The 24,077-nt window shown below is 42.3% G+C and carries 19 protein-coding genes; 3 read left to right on the top strand and 16 right to left on the bottom strand.

Annotation, left to right across the window (positions count from 1 at the left end; genetic code table 11):
- Positions 1 to 48: 48 nt before the first annotated feature.
- Positions 49 to 960: a DMT family transporter gene (locus LH29_RS05055; protein ID WP_045026381.1), complete on the bottom strand. Its 912-nt coding sequence runs from the start codon at positions 958 to 960 to the stop codon at positions 49 to 51.
- 423 nt (positions 961 to 1,383) lie between these two features.
- A complete protein-coding gene (locus LH29_RS23645; RefSeq protein WP_198152346.1) occupies positions 1,384 to 2,481 on the bottom strand; it encodes a TlpA disulfide reductase family protein in 1,098 nt (365 codons plus the stop codon).
- Between the two features lie 126 nt (positions 2,482 to 2,607).
- Between LH29_RS23645 and LH29_RS05045 the strand changes: the two genes are divergently transcribed.
- Both LH29_RS05045 and LH29_RS05040 read left to right on the top strand, forming a co-directional pair.
- Positions 2,608 to 3,489, top strand: coding sequence for a patatin-like phospholipase family protein (locus LH29_RS05045; RefSeq protein ID WP_045026380.1), 882 nt, complete (start codon positions 2,608 to 2,610; stop codon positions 3,487 to 3,489).
- Entirely contained in the window at positions 3,482 to 4,045 is a 564-nt protein-coding gene (locus LH29_RS05040) for a type 1 glutamine amidotransferase (protein ID WP_045026379.1), read from the top strand. The genes LH29_RS05045 and LH29_RS05040 overlap by 8 nt, the downstream gene beginning before the upstream one ends.
- A gap of 754 nt (positions 4,046 to 4,799) precedes the next feature.
- On the opposite strand, the gene asnB is transcribed toward LH29_RS05040, so the two are convergent.
- The 4 genes from asnB to LH29_RS05015 form a co-directional block, all read right to left on the bottom strand.
- A complete protein-coding gene (gene asnB, locus LH29_RS05030) occupies positions 4,800 to 6,488 on the bottom strand; it encodes an asparagine synthase B (RefSeq protein ID WP_045026377.1) in 1,689 nt (562 codons plus the stop codon).
- Positions 6,489 to 6,950: 462 nt separating this feature from the next.
- Complete coding sequence (locus LH29_RS05025) at positions 6,951 to 7,250, bottom strand: hypothetical protein (RefSeq protein WP_045028727.1); 300 nt, start codon at positions 7,248 to 7,250, stop codon at positions 6,951 to 6,953.
- Positions 7,251 to 7,305: 55 nt separating this feature from the next.
- Positions 7,306 to 7,527, bottom strand: a complete 222-nt coding sequence (locus tag LH29_RS05020) for a hypothetical protein (protein ID WP_045026376.1) — start codon at positions 7,525 to 7,527, stop codon at positions 7,306 to 7,308.
- A gap of 6 nt (positions 7,528 to 7,533) precedes the next feature.
- On the bottom strand, positions 7,534 to 7,932 hold the full coding sequence (locus LH29_RS05015) for a hypothetical protein (RefSeq protein ID WP_157493569.1): 399 nt from the start codon (positions 7,930 to 7,932) through the stop codon (positions 7,534 to 7,536).
- Between the two features lie 267 nt (positions 7,933 to 8,199).
- Between LH29_RS05015 and LH29_RS05010 the strand changes: the two genes are divergently transcribed.
- Positions 8,200 to 8,946, top strand: a complete 747-nt coding sequence (locus LH29_RS05010) for an SDR family oxidoreductase (protein ID WP_045026374.1) — start codon at positions 8,200 to 8,202, stop codon at positions 8,944 to 8,946.
- A 2-nt stretch (positions 8,947 to 8,948) separates the two neighbouring features.
- On the opposite strand, the gene LH29_RS05005 is transcribed toward LH29_RS05010, so the two are convergent.
- The 10 genes from LH29_RS05005 to rpoC all read right to left on the bottom strand — a co-directional run bounded on the left by LH29_RS05005 (position 8,949) and on the right by rpoC (position 24,076).
- Positions 8,949 to 9,458, bottom strand: a complete 510-nt coding sequence (locus LH29_RS05005) for a hypothetical protein (protein ID WP_045026373.1) — start codon at positions 9,456 to 9,458, stop codon at positions 8,949 to 8,951.
- A gap of 140 nt (positions 9,459 to 9,598) precedes the next feature.
- Positions 9,599 to 10,294 carry a hypothetical protein gene (locus LH29_RS05000; RefSeq protein WP_045026372.1) on the bottom strand — a complete coding sequence of 232 codons (696 nt, stop codon included), beginning with the start codon at positions 10,292 to 10,294 and terminating at the stop codon, positions 9,599 to 9,601.
- A 35-nt stretch (positions 10,295 to 10,329) separates the two neighbouring features.
- On the bottom strand, positions 10,330 to 10,704 hold the full coding sequence (locus tag LH29_RS04995; protein WP_045026371.1) for a hypothetical protein: 375 nt from the start codon (positions 10,702 to 10,704) through the stop codon (positions 10,330 to 10,332).
- A 156-nt stretch (positions 10,705 to 10,860) separates the two neighbouring features.
- Positions 10,861 to 12,729 carry a helix-turn-helix domain-containing protein gene (locus LH29_RS04990; RefSeq protein WP_045026370.1) on the bottom strand — a complete coding sequence of 623 codons (1,869 nt, stop codon included), beginning with the start codon at positions 12,727 to 12,729 and terminating at the stop codon, positions 10,861 to 10,863.
- 165 nt (positions 12,730 to 12,894) lie between these two features.
- On the bottom strand, positions 12,895 to 14,313 hold the full coding sequence (locus LH29_RS04985) for a hypothetical protein (protein WP_157493568.1): 1,419 nt from the start codon (positions 14,311 to 14,313) through the stop codon (positions 12,895 to 12,897).
- A gap of 720 nt (positions 14,314 to 15,033) precedes the next feature.
- The gene (locus tag LH29_RS04980) at positions 15,034 to 16,743 is read right to left on the bottom strand and encodes an acyl-CoA dehydrogenase family protein (protein WP_045026368.1); all 1,710 of its coding nucleotides are present in this window, start codon (positions 16,741 to 16,743) and stop codon (positions 15,034 to 15,036) included.
- A gap of 21 nt (positions 16,744 to 16,764) precedes the next feature.
- Entirely contained in the window at positions 16,765 to 17,784 is a 1,020-nt protein-coding gene (locus tag LH29_RS04975; protein WP_045026367.1) for an electron transfer flavoprotein subunit alpha/FixB family protein, read from the bottom strand.
- Between the two features lie 33 nt (positions 17,785 to 17,817).
- Positions 17,818 to 18,693 (bottom strand): electron transfer flavoprotein subunit beta/FixA family protein, encoded by an 876-nt coding sequence (locus tag LH29_RS04970; protein ID WP_045026366.1) that lies wholly within the window; start codon positions 18,691 to 18,693, stop codon positions 17,818 to 17,820.
- 778 nt (positions 18,694 to 19,471) lie between these two features.
- Positions 19,472 to 19,798 (bottom strand): DUF3467 domain-containing protein, encoded by a 327-nt coding sequence (locus LH29_RS04965; RefSeq protein WP_045026365.1) that lies wholly within the window; start codon positions 19,796 to 19,798, stop codon positions 19,472 to 19,474.
- An 18-nt stretch (positions 19,799 to 19,816) separates the two neighbouring features.
- The gene (rpoC, locus tag LH29_RS04960) at positions 19,817 to 24,076 is read right to left on the bottom strand and encodes a DNA-directed RNA polymerase subunit beta' (protein WP_045026364.1); all 4,260 of its coding nucleotides are present in this window, start codon (positions 24,074 to 24,076) and stop codon (positions 19,817 to 19,819) included.
- Position 24,077 lies beyond the last annotated feature (1 nt).

Here is a 24,077-nt window from a genome sequence, read left to right as displayed (position 1 = left end):
AGTCGAAGTGTCATCTCAACAGTCTTCTACTTCGCTCAGATTGACGATCTATAAAAAGAACATGGCCACACCCCCAACAGTAATTACGGCCCCCAGAATTTCTTTCCAGTTTACCTTTTCTTTAAACAATAATATTGAAGGTCCGATAATCAATACCGGAACAATAGCCATCAGTGTTGCTGCAATTCCGGCCTGCGTATGCTGAACTGCCAATAACGAAAAGGACACACCAAGGAAAGGGCCAAAGAAAGCTCCCAGTGTAATCCGTTTCATGGCAGATCCGTTTTTTAAGGCTGCCCAAACACGTGGCCAGCGTTTTATAAAAACAAAAAGAATAGAGAACCCAACAGTTCCCGCCAGAATTCGTATTTGGGTAGCCGAGAATGCATCATAATCGCCCATTCCCTTTTTGCTGATTACCAAACCGGCCGCCTGCCCCATGGCACCACCCAGCGCGAGTAGAATTCCTTGTATGGGGTACGACGATTTAAACCTTCGGATCTTCACACCGTTCTCTTCCGATTTCTCTCGTTTCAGGATAACGATAATTATCCCGGTCATGGTAACGGCCATTCCCAACCAACTTTGTGGGGCAAGAACCTCCCCCAAAAGCAGCCAGCCAATAAGCGCGGCAAATGGTGGTGCCAGCGCCATTAACAACATGGCAATTCGTGCACCTATCAAAACGAAGGACTGAAAAAGTAATAAATCGCCAATAACAAAACCAACCAATCCGGAAAAAGCCAGCCATTTCCAGGCGTACATGCTTGCGTCGGTGGGGAAGAAAAACCCACGGGCTATCCAACTGTAGGTGCCAACCAGAAAGAAGGCAATTACCAAACGAATGAGATTAACCGCAAGCGAACCAACCTTTTTCCCTGCCGATTCGAATGCCAGTGATGTTACTGTCCAAAATACGGCAGTAAGAACTCCGGCTATTTCTCCAAAATGATTTTGCATGCGGCAAATGTACTAAATACAACCAATGTATTTACCGATTTCTTTTAGCCGAAAAAATCAGGCCTAACATAAAAAAAGATCCTGACAAAAATGCCAGGATCTTTTCCTCCTCTCTAGTCTTAAAAAGCAACTTTTAATTGGTCACACATTCATAATTGGTCCTCCACCTCTTCCTTCTATCACAACTTAACCAATTACCTCAACAATCCTAATCTTCAATACACTTATGGTTTGTGCTTACACAATATATATTTCGGAATGGCACCAGCGTAAAAACTATTGCTGATTCAACCAGCCTAAAAAGCTGAATTTTAACTTCTTTTTTACTGACCAAATTAAATTACTGTCTGACAACGAGCCACAAAAAAACCGTTTTAAGTAATCATCCTTAAAACGGTTTTCTTTTGTTGAACTTAAGTTGTTCTATTTGCTCAAAAACTCGGCAACTGTTGCTCCTAGTTCTTCGCCTCTTTTGTTTTTTGCAACGATCATTCCGTTTTTATCAACCAACAAACTCGATGGAATTGAATTAACCGCATACATTTTTGCTGCAGCGTTGTTCCAGTAAGCAAGGTCTGATACGTGATCCCATGTTAAACCGTCAGCCTCGATAGCCTCTAACCATGCATCTTTATCACGGTCGAGCGAAACGCCAAACACGCTAAAACCCTGATCTTTGTATTTGTTATACGTATCTACAACATTCGGATTCTCGGCACGGCAAGGTCCACACCACGATGCCCAGAAGTCGAGCAAAGTCAGTTCGTTTTTTGAATAGATATCAGAAAACTTCACCGGATTTCCATCTGCATCGTTTTGAGTAAAATCAGGAGCAATTTTTCCTACAGCTACGGTTTTCAGTTTTTCGATCTTTGTTTTCAAATCAACAATGGCAGGAACAGAGTCTAATTTTGCATCCAGATTACTCACTAAAGCTTCCAGTTCGTCAACTTCTTTTTCGTACTGAATTTGGCTTAACAGCAGCGGAGTAACATACGAAGCCGGATTTTCTTTCACAAAATCTTCCTGAATTACACCAACACTGGCGTACAAATCTTCAACCTGTTTCATCAATTCACTGGCTTTGGCTGTATCGCCTGAAGCGCTTGCTGTGCGAGCTTCCTGGTAAATAGCCATGTACTCTTCGCTAATTTTCTGAATTTTATCGTTTATCGTTTTAAACTCATCGTGCGAAGCAGAACCACTAACCTGAATACCCGCAATTGAATCGGCTTTTCCGGTTATCGACATGCTGGTATTTTCAACAAACACAACAGCTTTGTTGCGTTCTCCGTTTACCGACAAATAATATACACCCGGGAAATCCACTTCTCCTTCCAAAACAGCAACACCATCAACCACCTCGGCAGTATCAATGCCAATCCACTGGCTGGCTCCACGTTGCTCCAACATCACGTTTCCATCTGCACCATCCAGTTTAACGGTAATTTTAAAACCATCCTGTGGCTGCGAACAGGCAAACAAGGCTAAACCTATAATAACAACTAATAATTTTCTCATCGTACAGTTTTTTCTATTTATTGAATTTGGGTCGAATATAATCATTCTGTAGATTCCTTAAAAATGATTAGTTTGAATTATACTCCGGAATTTAATTAATTTGCATAGCTTAACAAAAAAAGCAAAATGAGTAAAAACGTTGCCTTGGTACTTTCGGGCGGAGCTGCCCGCGGAATGGCACATATTGGTGCAATTGAAGAATTAGAGGCCCGGGGGTACAACATCACCTCAGTAGCCGGCACATCGATGGGTGCTCTGATTGGCGGAATTTATGCTCTGGGTAAATTGCCGGAGTTTAAAGAGTGGGCCATATCGCTGGAGCGGCATGATATGTTTCGAATGGTAGATTTTTCGTTTGGAGGAAACGGACTGATTAAAGGAGAAAAGGTATTGACAAAAATTCAGGAATTCATCCCCGATGCGCTTATCGAAGATTTGCCTATTCCGTTTTCGGCAACTGCCGTTGATTTAAAACACCGTGAAGAAGTGGTGTTTACCAAAGGCAGTTTGTTTAATGCCATTCGTGCTTCAATATCAATTCCTTCTGTTTTTACGCCAGTTACCAGCGAGAACTCCGTTTTGGTTGATGGTGGCGTTATGAACAACCTGCCTATTTCGAACGTAAAACGCACCGAGGGCGATGTGCTTATTGCCGTTCATGTAAACGCAGCCATTCCGCTTCCACAAAAGTTTTACGAGACAGAAGACGAGACAGAAAAGGAATCGAAATACAAAAAATGGTTGAACGAGTTTTACGATTTTCTGAATATTAACCATCCGAAAGAGAAAAAGGAGCAACTCGGAATGCTTTCACTTATGGATCAGGCCTTGGCTACCGGAATGTTAAAACAGGTAGACTATGCCATTGAAAAAGGAAAACCCGATGTGGTTATTAACGTATCGCGCGATGTTTGCGGAACCTACGACTTTTACAAGGCCAAAGAGGTGATCGAAATCGGGCGCCATTCAGCTGTTCTTGAACTCGATAAAGCAGAATTTAATGGCTAAAATAGTTGTTGTAAATAATGCCGAACCCGGAATTAGGGAGTTTGCCGAACCAATAGTACAAATTATTTCGGATGCAGGATCAACACCCGCTTTTATTGAATACGCAGAGTGCCCCGCTACAAATTTGAATGCTTTTGACGGTATAATTTTAAGCGGATCGCCACAAGGCGACGATATTGTGGAGCACCACGCCCCCTATTTTCAATGGATTAAGGACTTTGAAAAACCGGTACTTGGTATTTGCGCCGGACACCACGTTACCGGTTATTTATACGGATCGGAATTGCTGCGAAGCCAGGAACCGGAGTCGGGCGATTTTGAGGTGGAAATCGTTAAGACCGATCCGCTTTTTAATGAGCTGCCTCAAAAGTTTACCGTGAGGCAAATGCACAACGACTCGATAACTGTACCCAACGATTTTGAATTGCTGCTTACTTCATCAACATGCAAAAACCAACTGATGAAACACAAAAACAAACCTTTATATACCTGCCAGTTTCATCCCGAGTTTTATAACCACCGGCTAATCCTGAATTTTATTGCCTTGTGTGGCTAATCAGATCACGACTCCTGTAATCTGATAATTCAGACTTATATTTTGTGCGCAAAATACCCATCCTGGCGGTTCAGATTCATATTTTGTGTGCAAAATGTCCATCCTGATGATTTTTTTTCGCGTTTTGTCCGTAAAACAACAATCCTGATGGTTCAGATTTATATTTTGTGTGGAAAATGTCCATTCTAATCATTTTTTCACGGTTTGTACACAAAACAACAATCCTAAAATTTCGTCCGGGACAACGAACTGCCTCCATCCAATTTTCTTCGCCGGACGATTCAGATTCTACTTCCTTAACCGGGGCGATGTAATTCTTTGAATTACTCTGCCCCGGGCTAAAATAAAACGCACTTTCAGCGCTCTCATAGATAGCCCCAAAGGGGCGAAGGCAATTGCCCGGTGCGTAGCGCCGGGATGAAATGGCCGAAGGATATTCGTCCGGCGAAGAAAGCTTATCAATGCTTGTTTCTTGTCCCGGACGAAAAACAGCTGTCTTTTCCTTTATCGACTTTCAGAAAAAACAGTCATGATTCCCGGGATCACCAACAGGGTTGAAAGGATATCAATATTGATTCACGCAAAGAAAAGAAGAAGCGCAAAATTCGCAAAGACATAGAATCTGTTTTGCGTGCTTTGCAAAAACTTAGTGATCTCTGCGTGAACTTTTTTGTTTTTACCAAAGTGACTTTCAACAAAAAAGCCATCCGTATAAAACGAATGGCTCCCTGAGTTGATTGATAATAAATTAAAATTATTTCTTCTTAATGTCCCTAAATGTCGCTCCTTGTGCATGAACCGTGTTAACCGCACGACCTGATGGGTCGGCATTTCCCTGGAACGAAGCATCCCACTCAAGAGCAGCAGCCGTACTACATGCAATTGAAGCTTCAGACGGCACACAAGCTGCAGCCGCATCCGACGGGAAGTGTTCGCTGTAAATTTCGCGGTACACATATTCTTCTTTGTTTCGTGGTGGGTTTACCGGGAAACGATATTTTGCATTTTCCATCATTTCGTCGCTCACCTTGTCTTCTGCAATTTGTTTCAGCGTGTCAATCCAACCATAGCCAACACCGTCAGAGAATTGCTCTTTCTGGCGCCATGCCACTTCTTCGGGCAGGTATTTGGCAAATCCTTCACGCAGACAATGTTTTTCCATTTTACCGTCTTTGGCCATTTTGGCCTCCGGGTTAAAACGCATTGCCACGTCAACAAATTCTTTATCAAGGAATGGCACACGACCTTCAACGCCCCATGCAGCCAACGATTTATTGGCACGCAGACAGTCGTACATATTCAGTCGGCTCACTTTTCGCACACTTTCTTTGTGGAATTCTTCGGCATTTGGTGCTTTGTGGAAATACAGGTATCCTCCAAAAATTTCATCTGCACCCTCGCCGGTTAGCACCATTTTAATACCCATCGATTTTATAACACGCGACAGCATGTACATGGGTGTTGATGCACGAACGGTAGTTACATCGTATGTTTCGATATGGTAAATTACATCACGGATAGCATCCAAACCTTCCTGGATGGTATAATTAATTTCGTGGTGAACCGTTCCGATATGATCGGCAACTTTACGTGCAGCAGCCAAATCGGGCGAGCCATCCAAACCAATTACAAACGAGTGTAATTGTGGCCACCAGGCGTCTTTTTCGCCACCATCTTCAATACGTTTTGATGAGAATTTTTTAGCCAGGGCCGAAGTTATCGATGAGTCTAAACCACCCGAAAGCAGTACTCCGTATGGCACATCCGACATTAACTGACGCTGTACAGCATCTTCCAGAGCTTGCGACAACTCTTCAACACTTGCCGGATTATCTTTAACATTGTCAAATTCCTCCCACTCGCGAACATACCATTTTTTAAGTTCGCCATCTTTGCTGTATAAATAATGTCCCGGAGGAAATTCCTCTATCTTGGTACAAAATCCTTCCAACGATTTTAATTCGGATGCTACATAGTAGTTCCCCCACTTGTCCCATCCCTGGTACAACGGAATAATACCGATATGGTCGCGACCAATCAGATAGGAATCGTTTACCTCATCATAAAGGGCAAAAGCAAAAATACCGTTCATCTCATCCAGGAATTTTTCCTTTTTGTCGTTATAGAGGGCTAAAATTACCTCACAGTCCGACTTGGTTAAAAATTCGTATTTCCCTTCGTAACGCTTACGAATTTCACGGTGATTATAAATTTCGCCGTTAACACCCAAAATAAGATTTCCATCTTTACTATATAAAGGTTGTCCACCCGACTCCGGGTCAACAATTGAAAGACGCTCGTGAGCTATTATCGCTTTTTCGCCACAATAAATACCCGACCAGTCCGGTCCGCGGTGACGAACTTTTTTACTCATCATCAGCACCTGAGGGCGGAGATCCTCAGCTTTAACTTTTAAATCAAATGCTCCAACAATTCCACACATATTCGTAAATTTTCTTAGCTGTCAAATATTTTGTGTCAAAAATAATCACTTTGTCAATACTGCAAAATTATTATTGACAAATTTCTACTTAAATTAACATTTAGCTATCTTTTTAGGACTTTAATAGCAATTAATAAAACATTTTAATAATCTTATATTATACAATCACCCCCTTCTCGACAAGGCATGTTCTTCATGTTTTATTTCTTTTTTCGTTTACCCCCTAAAAAATGACAGCATAGCGATTAAAAAAAGTATATATTTCCACAACACACCCTAACAGGGATCACAGATAAAAAGTTTTAACAAACACCCCTGTATTAATCAAACTGTTAACAAATCGGCAACATTTATGACAATTCAATTGCCGGCAAGTAGCAATATTTTCGAATATGTAAGAAAATTACGTCGTTTTAGCCCGATATATTATTGACTAACCATGTAGAATTGGTTGATTTGCAGCTATAAAAATCGAATTTGAATGTTGTCTCCAACCTGCTCAAAATTGTAGGCTCCCTCGCGCAGAAGTTCGCATTTACGTTTTTCGGTCTCGTTTTTTAGGTTGGCAAAAATCGTTGCAGCATCTTTTGCAATACAATCTTCATGAAAGTAACAATGTAGTTTATCGGTACTTTCTTCGTTAAACTGTATAATAAATGCGCCATGCTCCGGAAAAACAAGATCTTCGTAGGCATAGCTAATATCTAATCCGGTTGCTTCGTTTACAATTTGCCTAACGGCTTCCAGGTCTCTGTAATTCATAGTATAAATTTTTTGTCCGAATACAGCTGCTCCTTTATTCGGGTTCATTAAATAATTATAGGGATAAAAACCACATGCGTATCTGCTGATACACTTCGGCCTGCTCGTAGGTCTGGCATTTTACCAGCTGCATATTTATAGCATCGTCGAACTCTACCTCAGTAAAACCTTTTTCTTCCAGCAGGCTCTCTCTCGACGGGGCCCGGTAACAAGCTTTCCGAAAATCGCTTTCGGAAGTTGCCCGTTTTACAAATGTTATTGCTTTATCGATTGCCATAAGCCACTAATTTTTACACGATGTTGAACTGCATGAATTACATCCACTCTCACAGCCCCACAATTCGCGTGCTGCCTGCGAGGTAAACGATTCCAATTGGTTTTGGGTAAAAAAGCTGATGTTTTCGTGTACATTTCGGCCGCGTGCTTTTAATACTGAAAAACCGTTTCGGGTAAAAATTTGCAAAACCATGGGCGGAATATAGCCGCTGATAATGGTATTTATTTGCAAACGTTTTAACTCGTGGGTCAGATCGCCCGGGTTGGGGCTGATCTCTGAAGTCTCTTTCCACTCAAAAGCTTTCGACTCCGAATCGTAGATACACACCAATTTAGCATTATGAAAACCTCGTGCGATTTTCTCTCTTCCTGTTTCTTTTCCGGCAACGGGTAATAGCACTCTCATATCCTGCACATTTAAATTGTTTGGTATGAACCGGGCAAATGAAATACCAAAAAAATCAGATTGCTGGAAACCAGCGATTTGAAAAACTGAACTACAGCTCAACATTTCTTTTTTGTAAGAAAAATGTGACGATCCTACAAAAATGTAGTGTTTTCTGCTTTCGATAAGTTTTGCTAAAAGGAAGTTTGTGGCGACATTCATTTTTGCCCCATCCACAGAAATGATACAATTGAAATTTGATTAATTTTATTGAAGAAGATTTGTAGTATGAAAAGACATGTAATAGTAACCGGAGGCACCCAGGGAATTGGCAAACACCTGGTTGTTGATTTACTGAACAACAATTATGCAGTATCGGTTTTTGAGATTAACGAAGAAGCAATTGCGGAGTTTCAAGAGGAATTTACCGATGAAACAGTTCAGGTTTATCAGGTAGATGTATCCGATGAGAAATCGGTTGAGACGGCGGTAGAAGAATCGGCGAAACAGCACGGAAACATTTATGCACTGGTAAACAATGCGGCAATTAGTATCGACAAACCATTGGAGAAACTTTCTTTCGGGGAGTGGAACAAAGTAATTGGAACCAATCTTTCCGGCGCTTTTTTGTGCTCGAAGTACGTAGCGCCGTTTATGAAACCATACGGAGGAAGGATTATTAATATGGCATCCACCCGCGCTTTACAATCGGAGCCTGACACAGAAGCTTACTCGGCAAGCAAAGGAGGCATCCTTGCACTTACACACGCACTGGCGGCTAGTCTTGGCCCGCAAATAAAAGTTAATGCCATTAGTCCCGGTTGGATTGATGTATCGGCAACAAAAAAGCGCTCCCTTGCCCATCAGGAAAAACTAACAAAAGAAGACCACGCGCAACATCCGGCTGGGCGCGTTGGCAAAGCAGAAGACATTGCCGCCATGGTTCTTTTCCTGCTAAAAAAGGAGAACGACTTTATTACCGGACAGAATTTTGTAATTGACGGAGGAATGACCAAAAAGATGATTTACGTTTAGCTTTATTTCGCGGTGAGCGTAACCTCGTATAAACCATCGGTATCCTTGTACGAGAAATTGGTTTTCATGTGGTTGGCAACCGTTTTTAACAGTCCGTCGGAGCAGGCCAGAAACTCGTTATACGAAATTCCGTAAGCCGGTCCCTGTATAAAAAGCTTATTCATATTACTCATTGTAAAGCGAATCATCTTTTCGTTTTGCTCAACAATTTTCATTTCGCTATACGGATTTACTCCCTGCAAAATAAACATGATCTGGTTAACGAAAAACGGAAAACCTGATTCCGGATCCCAAAACACCTTAAACTGCTCGCCAATATATTCTCCATACGCTTCAGGTGAAACGCCTTTTTCTTTTGCCATGCTAAGCCCCGCAGCAAAATACGCATAAACATGATTGTAAAGCACTTCCGTTTCCTGCTCCGGAGTAAGTTGAGGAACTGTAAATGATTCCTGTGCACAAAGTGTTGAGGCGGATAATAATACCGCAAAAATGATAGTCAGAATTTTCATAAGTCTGGTTTTAATGTGAAATTGGAACGAAGAAACCCGCCCTGCGCGCTACAGGACGAGTCTCATGTTGCGATTTTTTATAAACATGGAGGAATACGTAATCCATTAGTAAAAGTTATACTGTTGAATAATTTTAGTTCTTATTTCTTTGTAATTCCGAATCCCAATCGTGCAGTATTCTTATACGCCGGTATGGTTGAAAAAGGAAATGGCGGTTCCCCGGTTTTCACACACTGAACCAAAATTAGTTGGGTCCAGTCGTTAAAAATACCTATCTCTTCATCGTTATTGTTATACCACACACCTACCGGATACCACTCTCCTTCTGTTTTTAGCTGATCATCGTGATTTGCTGCAACCATTTTCTGGAATTGCGACCACTGCTTACCATTCTCATCTACCCCACTAAATTGAAAGGTAATCCATGCATCCGAACCAATCCATTCGTCGAGGCTGCCAGGATAAACACCTTCTTTTGAAATTAATGCCTCATTCCAGCGCATAAGTAAATTAACGTCTCTTAAATACCAGGCAATACTCCACAAATCATACATAAGGTCACCGGGATCGGCCGGAGTAATCTCTTCATCTACGCCCATGTAAGGTGTTGTATGCGACCATGGAGCAAATGCATACAAATTGTCGCCAACAATAGCATTATAAAAACTTCCATTAAAATGATGTGCGTTCCAGTTATAGCCGTACTCATCAACTCCGGTTACTTTATCAGAATTTCCACTTTTTAGTTCCATGTTGCCAGTTGGCTCGTCAACAAAGTCCTTTTCGCACCCGGCAAAAACCAGTGCTATTGCAAGTATTAGAATTAATTTTTTCATGATTGCTTTTTTATAGAATTATGTATCAACTATCTCTACCATGAGGTACAGTAAAAAGTATATTCTCCGGTAGCTGCATTCCATTGCATGTAAGTAACCAAACCCTTTTCTCCAATTACTCTGAAAATGACCAGCTTGCCAATACTTTCAACATATACAAACCGGTATTTTTCATGAGAAGTTTGTCCGGTCATTTCACCAAACTGCACGTTCCAGTGCTCACTATTCTTATTTACAACATGGTTCCATGTTACAGTACCTACAAGTAATTCTCCGGCACATAAGCATTGTATGTGTACTTCTTCTTCGATTCTTTCTGATTTAGCCTGCGATTTTTCGCTCTGTGCTCCTGCTGTATATGTAAGGAAACACAAACTAAAAATGATTAAGATAATTTTGAGATTTTTCATGACAATTAGTTTTAAAGTTTATGCTACAAAGTTCCTGTGAAAAGGCTTTTACAACTTATCAGCCATGAAGCATAAACTTTAAAAATTGGCGCACCCTTTGCAATTTTGCAGCATGCCAAGGAAACCTTATGGTAGTTTGATAATTTTGGAAATAAATTAAAGCGGGTTGGTTTGCGGAAAAACAACACCAACATCATTCACCAATTCCTGAAATTCGGGATGATTATGCAGCGGATAATAAAGCGGATACGACAAAACAAAAGGCAGGTCTTCATTCCGCACTTCGTAGGCAACTTTAAGGTAATCGATGGTGCCTTCAATATCATTAACCATCATAAATAAACCCGATACCACCGACTGGTTACAACAGTATTTATCCTGTCCGGTTAATGCCCCTTTCATATAAAACCTTATGCAGTCTTCAAACGAAGGGCCGGTTCTGTAATACTCGGCAACTGCCTCATTTCGCATCAGGTCTTGCAGTTCGGTCCATATTTCAATCGATTTTTCAGGGAAACCTTGTTGCAGATATACATAACCCAAACTATGCATGGCAAAACCAAAGGTGGGAAACAACTCAAGCACCTCGTTGTAGGTAGCAATCGACTTTTCATATTCGCCCACAATGTAATAGCGTTCGGCCAAAAAACTCAGCGTTCGCGGATTCAGCGGGTCCAGCAACTTTGCAGTCAGTGCCTCGCTTATCGCATTCTTATAGTCGCCCTTCACCGTAAAATAGTTCGAGAGAACAAGGTGTGCATCCGAGTTACTGGGTTGCAATTCCAGCGCCCTTTCAGCGAGTTGTTTCATTTGTTCCCAATCCCAGTCGAGTTTTCCAACCAGGTTGGCTTTTGTTGTGTAGGCATCGGCAAGCGTTGCATCCAATTCCAGGGCTTTATCAACGGCAGCCCTTGCATTGGTGCGGTAAACCTGCTCTTCTGCATGGTCATACACCAGCCGGTCGAGCGCCATGTAACATTCAGCCAGCGTTAAATAGGCCGGAGCAAAATCCGGATCGATCGTTACCGATGCTGTCAGGTACTCAACAGCATCTTTCATTTTATCTTTCCTGATATCCTGCGTTAACCACAACATTCTTCCTTTTTGGTACAACTCGTGGGCTTGCCCATCAACTGCCGGCAATTCTTGTGGCGCTGCCGGCTGAGTGGCATGCAGAATTTCAGTGGCGATATTATAACTCAGGTCGCTAACTACCTGTAATATTTTTGTTGTTCGTTGATAATATTGATTGGCCCAAATGTGGTCTTCCTGCGGAAAAGGATTTATCAGCTGCACATTCACCAGCATACTGTCGTCTTCGGTTAACACACTGCCTTCCAACAACAGGTCGGCGCCGAGGTACTCTGCAATCTCGGAATAAATGCGTACCGAGTCGCGAAAAATCATTGCCGAACCACGTGAGGTTACCCGAAATCCTTTCATTTTCGACAGTTCGGTGATCAGATTATCGGTCAACCCCAACGCCAGGTGCGACCGGTTATTCATCTCCGAAAGATCGAGAAACGGCAAAACAGCTATCGCGATTTCTTCCGTTTCGGCTTCACCGGGTTTTGCCAGTTTGGCACCCCAATAACCAAACCCAACCGTTACAATTATAAATAGCAGAAACATTCCGGCCACCTTCATCCGGTTATTTGGTGTTGAAGCTGCTTTTGTTTCAATCGCCGAAAATCCTTCCTCCCCGGCCTGCTTTTTATATTCGCCCGGTGTACATCCGTATTTATCGTGAAAACATTTATTGAAATACGACGGACTGCTAAAGCCCACTTTATAGGCAATCTCGGAGGCTGTATGATCGTCTTTTTCGATAAGCGAAATGGATTCTTCCAATCGGATGTCGCGAATAAACTTGTTGGCAGATTTTCCAGTTTCGGACTTTATTTTGCGAAGAAATTGCGAACGGCTCAATCCCATTTCGGCAGCCAGTTCACTAACACCAAATTTATCATTCTCGAGGTTATCGAGGATAAATTGTTTGGCTTTAGTAATGAAAAGCTCAGGCATAAGGCTCAATTCATTTTGGTTTTCGAACGTATCACAATCACCTAAATATACAACTTTTACAACACATTGAAAAACAATTGCCTAATGCAATATTTTGCCGCAAAACAATTTCGAACGTATGTAATATAATCGCAAAGAATAAGGAAAATATTATCCTACAATGTGTCAATGCGTTCTTTTTAAGGTGTAATCTCCGTAGGAATCTTCAATTCCCTGAAGATTAACAAGCATTTCATTATCGCGAATAGTGCCTTTAACTTCCAGTATTTTACCCGATTTTGTTTGAAAGGTAAAACAGAATTGATGTCCTGACATTCTGAGATTATCGACATTATATGGCGCATCCCCGGAATCCGGGGAAATAACAGCGGTAACGGCATTGCCTTCCACGTCAAAGTTTATTAAAAAGTGCGGTTCATCTTCATCTTCTGTTCGACTGCTTTCCCAGGTGCCCTTAAAAAAGTGATTCGTACTGTCGGTGTAAGAATCGGTATGATTAACAATCCGATCAGTAAACTGCCTGGCGGATAAGTCGCCATGGGTATAAAAATCCTTGGGCAGTACGGGCAATAACTCAAACCGGATAAAATGCTGCATGATGCTTTTGGAATAGGGCTTAAACACCGACAGAATATTGCCACTAAAAGCGGTGGCCATATTCAATACCAGCGCCGGTTCGTTATTACTAAAATCAATTTCATCCATTACCAGGGTCTTTCTTTCGGGATTGATACGGGTGCGAAAATGAACCGTTCGATTTTGGGCATCGAACAGGATCGACCACTCAGGATCGTTGAAAACCCGCAAGGTTTTAAGCATGTAAAAACCATAGTCAATGGGGTCATCTTCTTTTTGGTAGTTATCGATCATCACCGCTGTACGCACAAAACGGGGCACATTCGGATCCGTTTCGTCGGGCTGGTATTCGCCACCAAAACCACGGAAATATTTAGACAACTCCAGCTCACGATCATACGGAGAATTAAAAAGTGCCGGAACAGGCATTTCATCTCCGGTGTGCACTACCACTTCGCCATTTATAAAGGCAATTGCTGCCGTATTTCCCTCGGCATCGCCAACAAAAAAATGACAGGCCCAGCCATCGATCTCAAATTCCGAGGCACAACGAATAGCCTCTTCAGTAGTTGAATAGTTATCGAGAATATACTGCATCCAGTTCATTTGGTTCAGTTTGGGCAGGCTATCGTTTTTCGGATAATCGGCCTCTTCGTTCATCTCCCAAATAAACAAACCCGCTTCGTTCATTCCGCCATCGGGGAAATCTTTCCCGAAATTATTGAAAGTAACCGATCCGTAGCGCGAAATCCAGGTGTGCGAAGAAGGATTTATCCGCCCTCGTGTAATGATCTCGCTCCATGTTCGGCCTGTTTTAAACATTCCGCGTTTGTTAATGAACACCAGACCCGGCACACCGATATCGCCTTCGTTGAGGTTGTGCCCGTAAATCAGGGTTTTCCCTTTTTGCAATTTAAAGGTTGAAGATGCCAGAACGCCCCTGTGTTGCGGCAGAAATAAAAACAAAGAAGTAACAAACAGCGCAATTATAGTTTGTTGAATTCTCATTTTTCCCGGCATTGAATTATTTGTTTTATAACGCGTATATCCTTAGGTCGTTACGCTTGTCTTCTTTAACAAATAACGAATGTGGCTTGTTCGACTTTTGTTTTGCGGCTCTTTTGGGAGTACTCCCAAAGCTCCACCAACGCATGTTTCTTGCTTTGGGAGTACTCCCAAAACAAACAGGGTTTGAAAGTGGCCCTACCCTTTTGTCTGTCGACATTACTGCCTTCCAGTAGGCAAGGTTCCCTTACAAAGGGAAAACTGGATCACATGAAATATCTGGTGGGGATTATTTCACCGACGTCAGAGAATTACGGCGCAAGCCATCATTGCATTTCAAAGAACTTACCGGTTGCGCCTTTGATATATCTTCACATCTACCCCGGGTTTCACCCGCGGTTATTAATATTTCATCCCTTCGGGATGTTGAAACGATTTATAGGTAAAGACCAATTCCTTGTGCTATCGTTTTAATAAGCTTTGTGGCGCTGAAAGCGGCGAATGTGAATAACCCGGTGCATAGCGCCGGGGTTAAACAACCGAAGAGAAATCGTCCGGCGAAGTAAGCCGATCGAAGCCAAGTGGTTCTTCCGGACGAAATTCATACTGCAATACTCATAAAAAGATGGAGACTCCCAAAACAAAAAGCCACCCTCTGTCAACTGACAGAAAGTGGCTTTACTATTTTGCTAAAAGCGATGAGCTTACGGCTCGAAGCTTTTATTACATTTCAAATTTGTAATCACCTACGTCGCTTAATTCCGACGCACGGATAAACTCGGCGTGTGCTTTCACCTGAGCTTTTGCAAAGGCGATATAGTTTTTCGTCGATTTCAGGAATGAAGCCTCGCGGTTGGTATCCAGCAACAACAGGTAGCTCATAATAATGTGGCCTGCCATTTCAACCAAACGACGTGCGTGGAAATCAACAAACTCGTTGTCGCCGGCAGCTGTCACTTTCTTAACCGCTTCTTCGTAATCGGCAGTAAGAATAATAAGCGTACGTTTCAGGTGCTCTAATGTTGGCGAAACTTTTTCAGCTTCGTATGCACGAATCTGGTTCAGGTAACCGCCGGTAGTTACACCACGGATGGCAGCCACAACCTGCAGCTGTGTAGTTCCTTCGTAAATTGAAGTAATACGCGCATCGCGGTAAATCCGTTCAACCGGGTAGTCTTTCATAAAACCCGATCCACCATGGATCTGAACTGCATCGTAAGCCAGCTGGTTACTGTATTCGCTCGCCATACCTTTTACAAGCGGAGTAAAGATATCGGCCAAACGCTGGTATTTTTTCATTTCGTCGCGCTCTTCTTTCTCCAGTTTACGCTCTTCGGCAATGTGCATGTAAGTTTTGTACATATCAACAAAACGCGAAGTTTCGTAAAGTAAAGTACGCGATGCATCCAGTTTGGCTTTCATCAGCGAAAGCATTTCGTAAACAGCCGGGAATTTGATGATCGCTTTACCGAACTGCATACGTTCTTTGGCGTATTCCAAAGCTTCGCGGTAAGCTGCTTCGCAAACACCTACCGACTGCGCTGCAATACCCAAACGGGCACCGTTCATCAATGCCATAACGTATTTAATTAGTCCCATTTTACGCGATCCAACCAATTCGGCCGGAGCATCTTTGAATACCAGCTCGCAGGTTGGCGAACCAATAATACCCATTTTGTGCTCGATACGACGGACGGTTACTCCGCCCGATTGTTTGTCGTAAATATACATCGACAAACCACGACCGTCAGATGTTCCGGCTTCCGAGCGGGCCAAAACAAGCGAAATATCGCCGTCGCCGTTGGTGATGAAACGTTTCACACCATTCAGCAACCAAACTTGTTTCTCCTCGTTCCAGGTAGCTTTTAACTGCACCGCCTGAAGGTCGGAACCTGCATCCGGCTCGGTTAGGTCCATTGCCATAGTGTCGCCATTGCAAACACGTGGAAGATATTTTTCTTTTTGCTCTTCCGAAGCAAATTCGTTAATGGTTTCGGCACAATCCTGCAAACCCCAAATGTTTACAAAACCGGCATCGGCGCGCGATACAATATCGGCAGCCATAATATAAGGCACAATCGGGAAGTTCAAACCTTCGTATTTGTAAGGCAACGACATTCCCATCAAACCGGCCTGGTTTAATGCTTTAATGTTCTCCTCGGTTCCGCGGGCATATTTTACGTGTCCGTCGATTACTTCCGGCCCTTCAGCATCAATACTTTCTGCATTTTCAGAAACAATGTTTCCGCAAATTTCGCCAACAACCTCCAGCACACGATCGTAACTGTCAATTGCATCTTCGTAATCCAGTGGAGCAAAATCAAATTCATCCTTGAAAGTATATTCACGTTCTTTCAAACGAACGATCTCTTTCATTAAAGGGTGATTCAGGTGAAATTTTAACTCGCTGTTATCTGTATAATAATTTGCCATTTTTTCAATTTTAAGTCGTGACTATTTGCTGTTCTTTTTATAATACTTGATCATTTTAGGAATGACCTCTGCCACATCTCCGGTAATTACATAGTCGGCTATTGAATTAATCGGAGCTTCAGGATCGGTATTGATCGCAATGATCTGTGCCGATTCTTCCATTCCGGCACGGTGCTGAATTTGCCCCGAGATACCGCAGGCTATGTACAGTTTCGGACGAACGGTAATACCTGTTTGCCCAATCTGACGCTCGTGACCTGCCAAACCAGAGTCGACCGCAGCACGCGAAGCACCAACTTCGCCACCCAGCACTTCTGCCAAATCGTATAACAACTTGAAGTTCTCTTTCGATCCTACACCGTAACCACCGGCAACAACAATAGGTGCACCTTTAACGTTCACCTTGCTTTTTTCCATGTGGCGCTCGATAATCTCAACTACGAAATCTTCGTCGCTTACATATTTAGCTACATCAAGTTTTACAACTTTTCCTTTGTATTTCGGATCAAGAATTTCTTTTTTCATTACACCCTCGCGCACGGTTGCCATTTGCGGACGGCAATCGGGGTTGATAATGGTTGCAATGATGTTTCCTCCAAATGCCGGACGAATCTGGTAAAGAAGGTTTTCGTAATTCTTGTCTTGTTTTTTATCGTAATGATCGCCAATTACAAGGCTGGTACAGTCGGCAGTTAAACCACTGTGCAATGCCGACGAAACGCGTGGTCCTAAATCACGACCAATCGACGAAGCTCCCATCAAAGCGATCTGAGGCTTTTGCTCTTTAAACAGGTTCACCACAATTGATGTGTGCGGCAAAGTCTGGTAGGGGAACAAACGCTCATCGTCTGCAATGTAAAGTGTATCTACACCGTAAGGAATTATCTGATCGCCAACTTTATCGAGTTTGCTCCCGATAGCAATGGCTTCCAGTTTACATTTTAATTCATTTGCCAGGGTACGTCCCTTGGTTAGCAGTTCCTGACTAACATCAGCTACCTGGCCATCTTCAATTTCGCAATAAACAAATACGCTGCTCATTTCTTCAAATTTTTAACTATTCATTTAATGGCCTTAGCCGATTGTGTGACTCTTAATTAACTCAACCATCATGGCTTCAATTTCGTCGTCGGCTGCCGAAATTATTTTCGAATCTTTAGCCTGAAGAACAACATTCTCAACCGTTTTAACTTTGGTTGGCGAGCCGGTAAGACCAAGCTGCGATGCATCGGTTTCAATGTCGTTAACGGTCCATTCCTGAATCATCAGGTCGGGGTGTTCGTTGTACAATGCAGTATAGTCTTCATTTTCCTTTTGAAGTTCGGTAACTGTACGTGCCTTTTTGAATTTCATGATTCGTTTGGCATTACGTGCGCGGCAATCAGGAGCTGATCCGTTAACTGTCATCACCAAAGGCATCGGACATTTTGCTGTTTCCACACCATTCTCTAAACGGCGTTTTACGGTAACCGTTTTGTCTGTTACCTCCAGCACCTCTTCAACGTATGTTATTTGCAACATACCGAGCTTTTCGGCCACCTGAGGGCCAACCTGGGCAGTATCACCATCGATAGCCTGACGACCTGCGATGATCATATCAATTTTACCCATTTTTTTCAACGCCTGTCCAATGGCATACGATGTTGCCAAAGTATCCGAACCGGCAAAAGCACGGTCGGTTAGCAGAATACCACCGTCGGCACCGCGATATAAACCTTCGCGAATAATGTCGGCAGCCCTACCCGGCCCCATGGTTAGAATATTGATTTTTGATTCAGGAAATTGATCTTTAATGCGTAGTGCTTGTTCGAGGGCGTTCAAATCCTCGGGATTAAAGATGGCAGGAAGCACAGCCCTGTTTATCGTCCCGTCAGCCTTCATCGCATCTTTCCCCACATTTCGTGTGTCGGGAACCTGCTTCGCCAAAACAATAATGTTATAAGCCTTCATTCAGTAAGATTTTTTATTGATTGATATATAATTTCTTTATTTTTTCGATCTATTGCCGGAGCAATTTAACCACTCCTTCAATTTGAAAGCTAACAAATATAAAAATCGGTACAAAACTAACCAAAGAGATTAGGACTCACAGACCTTTAATGTTTGTTAAATAGCAGAGCTGTCAAGGCATTCAGCACTTACACACCCGTCCAAACGCAATACTGACAATGCTTTAAAACAATCGCCTTTAATATTCCAAAATTCTGAGGAGGGAAAGTGACATTTAATTTAAAACCATTTTAATTAAAAATAGGCGAATTATGACTGTTTTCAGGCGTTTCAACCAGCCATTTTTAGTAGAAAAGGTCTCGCTATGTGATTTGAATAAACCTCCATTTTCTTCCGGTGTTTTGTTACTTTTCATCCAGAAGAAACTTTAAGTCAAACATTGAGAGCTTCAAGTTAAGCACAAAACGCCGTTTTCAAATGATTAAGGAACAACAACATCGTTCATACCAAATTGTATAATTTACGGATTGTTGCATTTGGATAATTTTATTACCTTCATCGGCGGATTTCAAACCAAATCTAACCAAATTAATTCAGAGAACCGGTTCGTTAATTACGGGCCGGTTTTTTTATGCCCAGGCAAACCTCAATTTGTTTTTCTGATGAGTTTCAAGAATGTCGCCCAAGCCCGAATTTATTTCATCGACATTAACCAGTTATAATACAAAAAAAGAGGAACCACTAATGATTCCTCTTTAAATATTATGCTTGTAAATTACTAAGCCTGAGCTGTAGGTCCACCAAAATTCATCGGTGGCAAATTCGGATCGGAACCCGGCGTAACGTTTTTAATGGGGCCATGCTGAGCTTCAAATTTTGCAATATTGTCCTGCAAAGCCATTAATAAACGTTTGGCATGTTCCGGTGTAAGAATAATACGAGACTTTACATTCGCTTTTGGAATACCTGGCATAATCCGTACAAAATCAACTACAAATTCAGAAGTTGAGTGAGTAATAACAGCAAGGTTCGAATAGGTTCCCTGAGCTACTTCTTCGTTCAATTCAATGTTTATTTGTTGCGATTTATGCTTTTTATCTTCCATGGTAATCCTTTTTAGCTATTAATCATGTCTCATATCAACCAACCTGTCGTATTCTGATTTAGAACCAACAACAAGGTTTTTGTATTCTTTCAATCCGGTACCTGCCGGTATCAGGTGACCACAAATTACGTTCTCTTTCAGTCCGTCAAGGTAATCCATCTTACCGTTGATAGCGGCTTCGTTAAGAACTTTTGTAGTTTCCTGGAACGATGCGGCAGACAACCAGCTGCGTGTTTGTAACGCTGCTTTTGTAATACCCTGAAGAATCTGGCTTGATGTTGCAGGAATTGCATCCCTCGACTCTACCAGTTTTTTATCTTTTCTTCGGAGTTGCGAGTTCTCGTCTCTCAAACGACGTGAAGAAACAATCTGTCCGGCTTTAAGCCCTTCAGCATCTCCCGGATCAACTACAACTTTTTTGTTGTAGATCCAGTCGTTTTCTGACATGAATTCGTTTTTGTCAACCACTTGCTTTTCAAGGAAACGAGTATCACCCGGATCAACGATTTCTACTTTACGCATCATCTGACGGATGATAATCTCAAAGTGTTTATCGTTAATTTTTACCCCCTGCATACGGTACACATCCTGTACTTCGTTCAAAATGTATTCCTGAACAGCAGTCGGCCCTTTAATTGCAAGAATATCAGAAGGAGTTGTTGCTCCGTCAGATAAAGGTATACCTGCTCTGATGTAGTCATTCTCCTGAACAAGGATCTGTTTCGACAGCGGTACAAGATACTTCTTCACATCGCCGTTTTTAGTGGTTACAATGATCTCGCGGTTACCACGTTTGATCTTACCTAATGAAACTTCACCGTCAACCTCAGAAACAACCGCAGGGTTAGATGGGTTACGTGCCTCGAATAACTCGGTAACACGTGGCAGACCCCCTGTGATATCGCCTGCTTTACCGGCAGCACGAGGAATCTTAACCAAAATCTTACCTGCTTTAACCTCTTGTCCGTTATCAACAGAGATGTGACCTCCAACCGGAAGGTTGTACGAGCGGATCATTTCACCGGCATCGTCCATAATCTTCAACGTTGGGTTTTTGGTCTTATCTTTTGTTTCGATAATTACACGCTCGCTATAACCTGTTTGCTCATCCGATTCCTGGCGGAAAGTAATACCTTCGATCAGGTTCTCGAACTCTACTTTACCATCGAACTCGGTAATAATTACACCGTTAAATGGGTCCCAATCACAGATCATAGTTCCTTTACGGATTTCCTGACCGTTTTTCACATACAGCTTACAACCGTATGGAAGTGGGTGGGTAGAAAGTGGAATATTGGTGTTTTTATCGATAATCTTTAATTCGGCCAAACGACTTACTACAATCTCAACGTCATTTCCTTCGTCATCTTTGTACGGTACCGAACGAAGCTCTTCAATCTCACAGTATCCATCGTATCTTGATTCAACTGTTGATTGTGCTGAGATGTTACCCGCGATACCCCCTACGTGGAAGGTACGAAGTGTAAGCTGTGTCCCCGGCTCACCGATCGATTGTGCTGCAATAACTCCGGTAGCTTCACCTTTCTGAACTTTTTTGCCGGTAGCCAGGTTACGTCCGTAACACTTGGCACAAACACCAACTTTTGATTCACAGGTTAATACCGAACGAATTTCGACAGTTTCAATTGGCGAGTCTTCGATTACTTTAGCAATCTCTTCAGTAATTTCATCACCCGATTTGATGATCAATTCACCATTTAACGGGTGGTAAATATCGTGAACTGTTGTACGACCAATGATTCTTTCGAATAATGATGCTACAACCTCTTCGTTATTTTTAACATCGCTGGCTACCAAACCACGTAAAGTTCCACAGTCGTCTTCCGAGATGATAACATCCTGAGCAACGTCTACCAAACGACGTGTTAAGTAACCCGCATCAGCTGTTTTAAGTGCGGTATCCGCCAAACCTTTACGAGCACCGTGAGTAGAAATAAAGTACTCAAGTACCGAAAGACCTTCTTTAAAGTTTGCCAAAATCGGGTTTTCAATAATCTGAGAACCTGTAGAACCAGATTTTTGTGGTTTTGCCATCAAACCCCTCATTCCGCACAACTGGCGAATCTGCTCTTTAGAACCCCTCGCACCTGAGTCAAGCATCATATAAATTGAGTTGAATCCCTGGCGGTCGGTACTAATGGTCTTCATTACCGAGTTGGTAAGTTTCGCATTCGCATGTGTCCAAATATCAATAACCTGGTTGTAACGTTCGTTATTGGTAATGAAACCCATGTTATAGTTGTTGATTACCTCTTCAACTTCCTGGTAACCGTTAGCAACAATTTCGGTTTTGTCCTCAGGAATGATAACGTCGCCTAAGTTGAACGACAGACCACCACGGTATGCCATTGTGTAACCCAGGTTCTTAATATCATCAAGGAATTTAACAGTAATTGCGTTACCACTCTTATTAAATACGTCGGTAATAATGCTACGCAACGATTTTTTAGTCAAAATCTGGTTTACGTAACCTGCCTGACGTGGTACATATTCGTTGAAAAGAACACGACCTACAGTTGTTTCGATGATATGATTGAAGTATTCTCCATTCTCATCGATATCTTCAACTTTAACTTTAATAATAGCGTGAAGGTCGATTGCTTTCTCTTCGTATGCAATAGTTACTTCTTCTGCTGAATAGAAAGTCATTCCTTCGCCACGACAACCTTTACGTGGTTTGGTCATGTAGTACAGACCCAAAACCATATCCTGCGATGGCACCTGAATAGGCGCACCGTTAGCAGGGTTCAACAGGTTGTGCGAAGCAAGCATTAACAACTGAGCTTCCAAAATTGCAGCATTACCTAATGGTAAGTGAACCGCCATCTGGTCACCGTCGAAGTCGGCGTTAAAACCGGTACATACCAACGGGTGCAGCTGAATTGCTTTACCTTCAATAAGAACAGGCTGGAATGCCTGAATTGACAGACGGTGCAGAGTAGGTGCCCTGTTCAACATTACAGGGTGTCCTTTCAGCACGTTTTCAAGAATTTCCCAAACTACAGGATCTTTTCTGTCAACGATTTTCTTTGCCGATTTTACAGTTTTTACAATTCCTCTTTCAATCAACTTACGGATTACGAAAGGTTTGTAAAGTTCTGCTGCCATATCTTTTGGAATACCGCATTCGTGAATCCTTAGTTTAGGACCAACAACGATTACCGAACGTGCCGAATAGTCAACACGTTTACCCAAAAGGTTCTGACGGAAACGACCTTGCTTTCCTTTCAAACTGTCAGACAGTGATTTTAAAGCACGGTTGTTTTCTGTTTTAACGGCATTAGATTTTCTTGAGTTATCGAATAACGAATCTACAGCTTCCTGTAGCATACGTTTCTCGTTTCTTAAAATTACCTCAGGAGCTTTAATCTCGATCAATCGTTTCAAACGGTTGTTACGGATAATTACTCTTCGGTAAAGGTCATTCAAATCTGACGTTGCGAAACGACCACCATCCAATGGCACCAACGGACGCAAATCAGGAGGAATTACAGGCACCACCCTAACGATCATCCATTCCGGACGGTTAAGGTTTTTACTTGCCCTGAAAGCCTCAACAACCTGCAGACGTTTTAACGCCTCGTTTTTACGCTGCTGCGATGTTTCGGTGTTTGCTTTATGACGCAATGTGAATGACAAATCATCCAACTCCAAACGGCTTAGAATATCAAACAGCGCCTCGGCACCCATTTTTGCGATAAACTTGTTTGGATCGTCGTCGTCAAGGAATTGATTTTCTTTTGGAAGCGTATCCAGAATATCCAGGTACTCTTCTTCAGTTAGGAAATCTAATTCTTTAACACCATCCTGATGTTTTACACCAGGCTGGATAACAACATAGCGTTCGTAATAAATAATGGTATCCAGCTTTTTGGTAGGTAAACCAAGCAGGTAACCAATTTTGTTAGGCAACGATTTGAAATACCAAATGTGAGCAACCGGTACCACAAGAGAAATGTGTCCCATACGCTCACGACGTACTTTCTTTTCGGTTACTTCAACACCACAACGGTCGCAAACGATACCTTTATAACGGATTCGCTTGTATTTACCACAGTGACATTCGTAGTCTTTTACCGGTCCGAAAATACGCTCACAAAACAAACCATCACGTTCTGGTTTATATGTTCTGTAGTTAATTGTTTCTGGCTTCAGTACTTCACCATACGATCTTTCCAGAATTTCTTCTGGAGAAGAAAGGCTTACTGAAACTTTTGAGAAACTAGTTTTTGCTTTATTATCTTTTTTGAATGCCATA

The organism is Draconibacterium sediminis, assembly GCF_000949475.1.
GTDB lineage: Bacteria > Bacteroidota > Bacteroidia > Bacteroidales > Prolixibacteraceae > Draconibacterium > Draconibacterium sediminis.
Note: the sequence above shows the minus strand (reverse complement) of the source record. Positions and strands in the feature narration are given on the sequence as shown.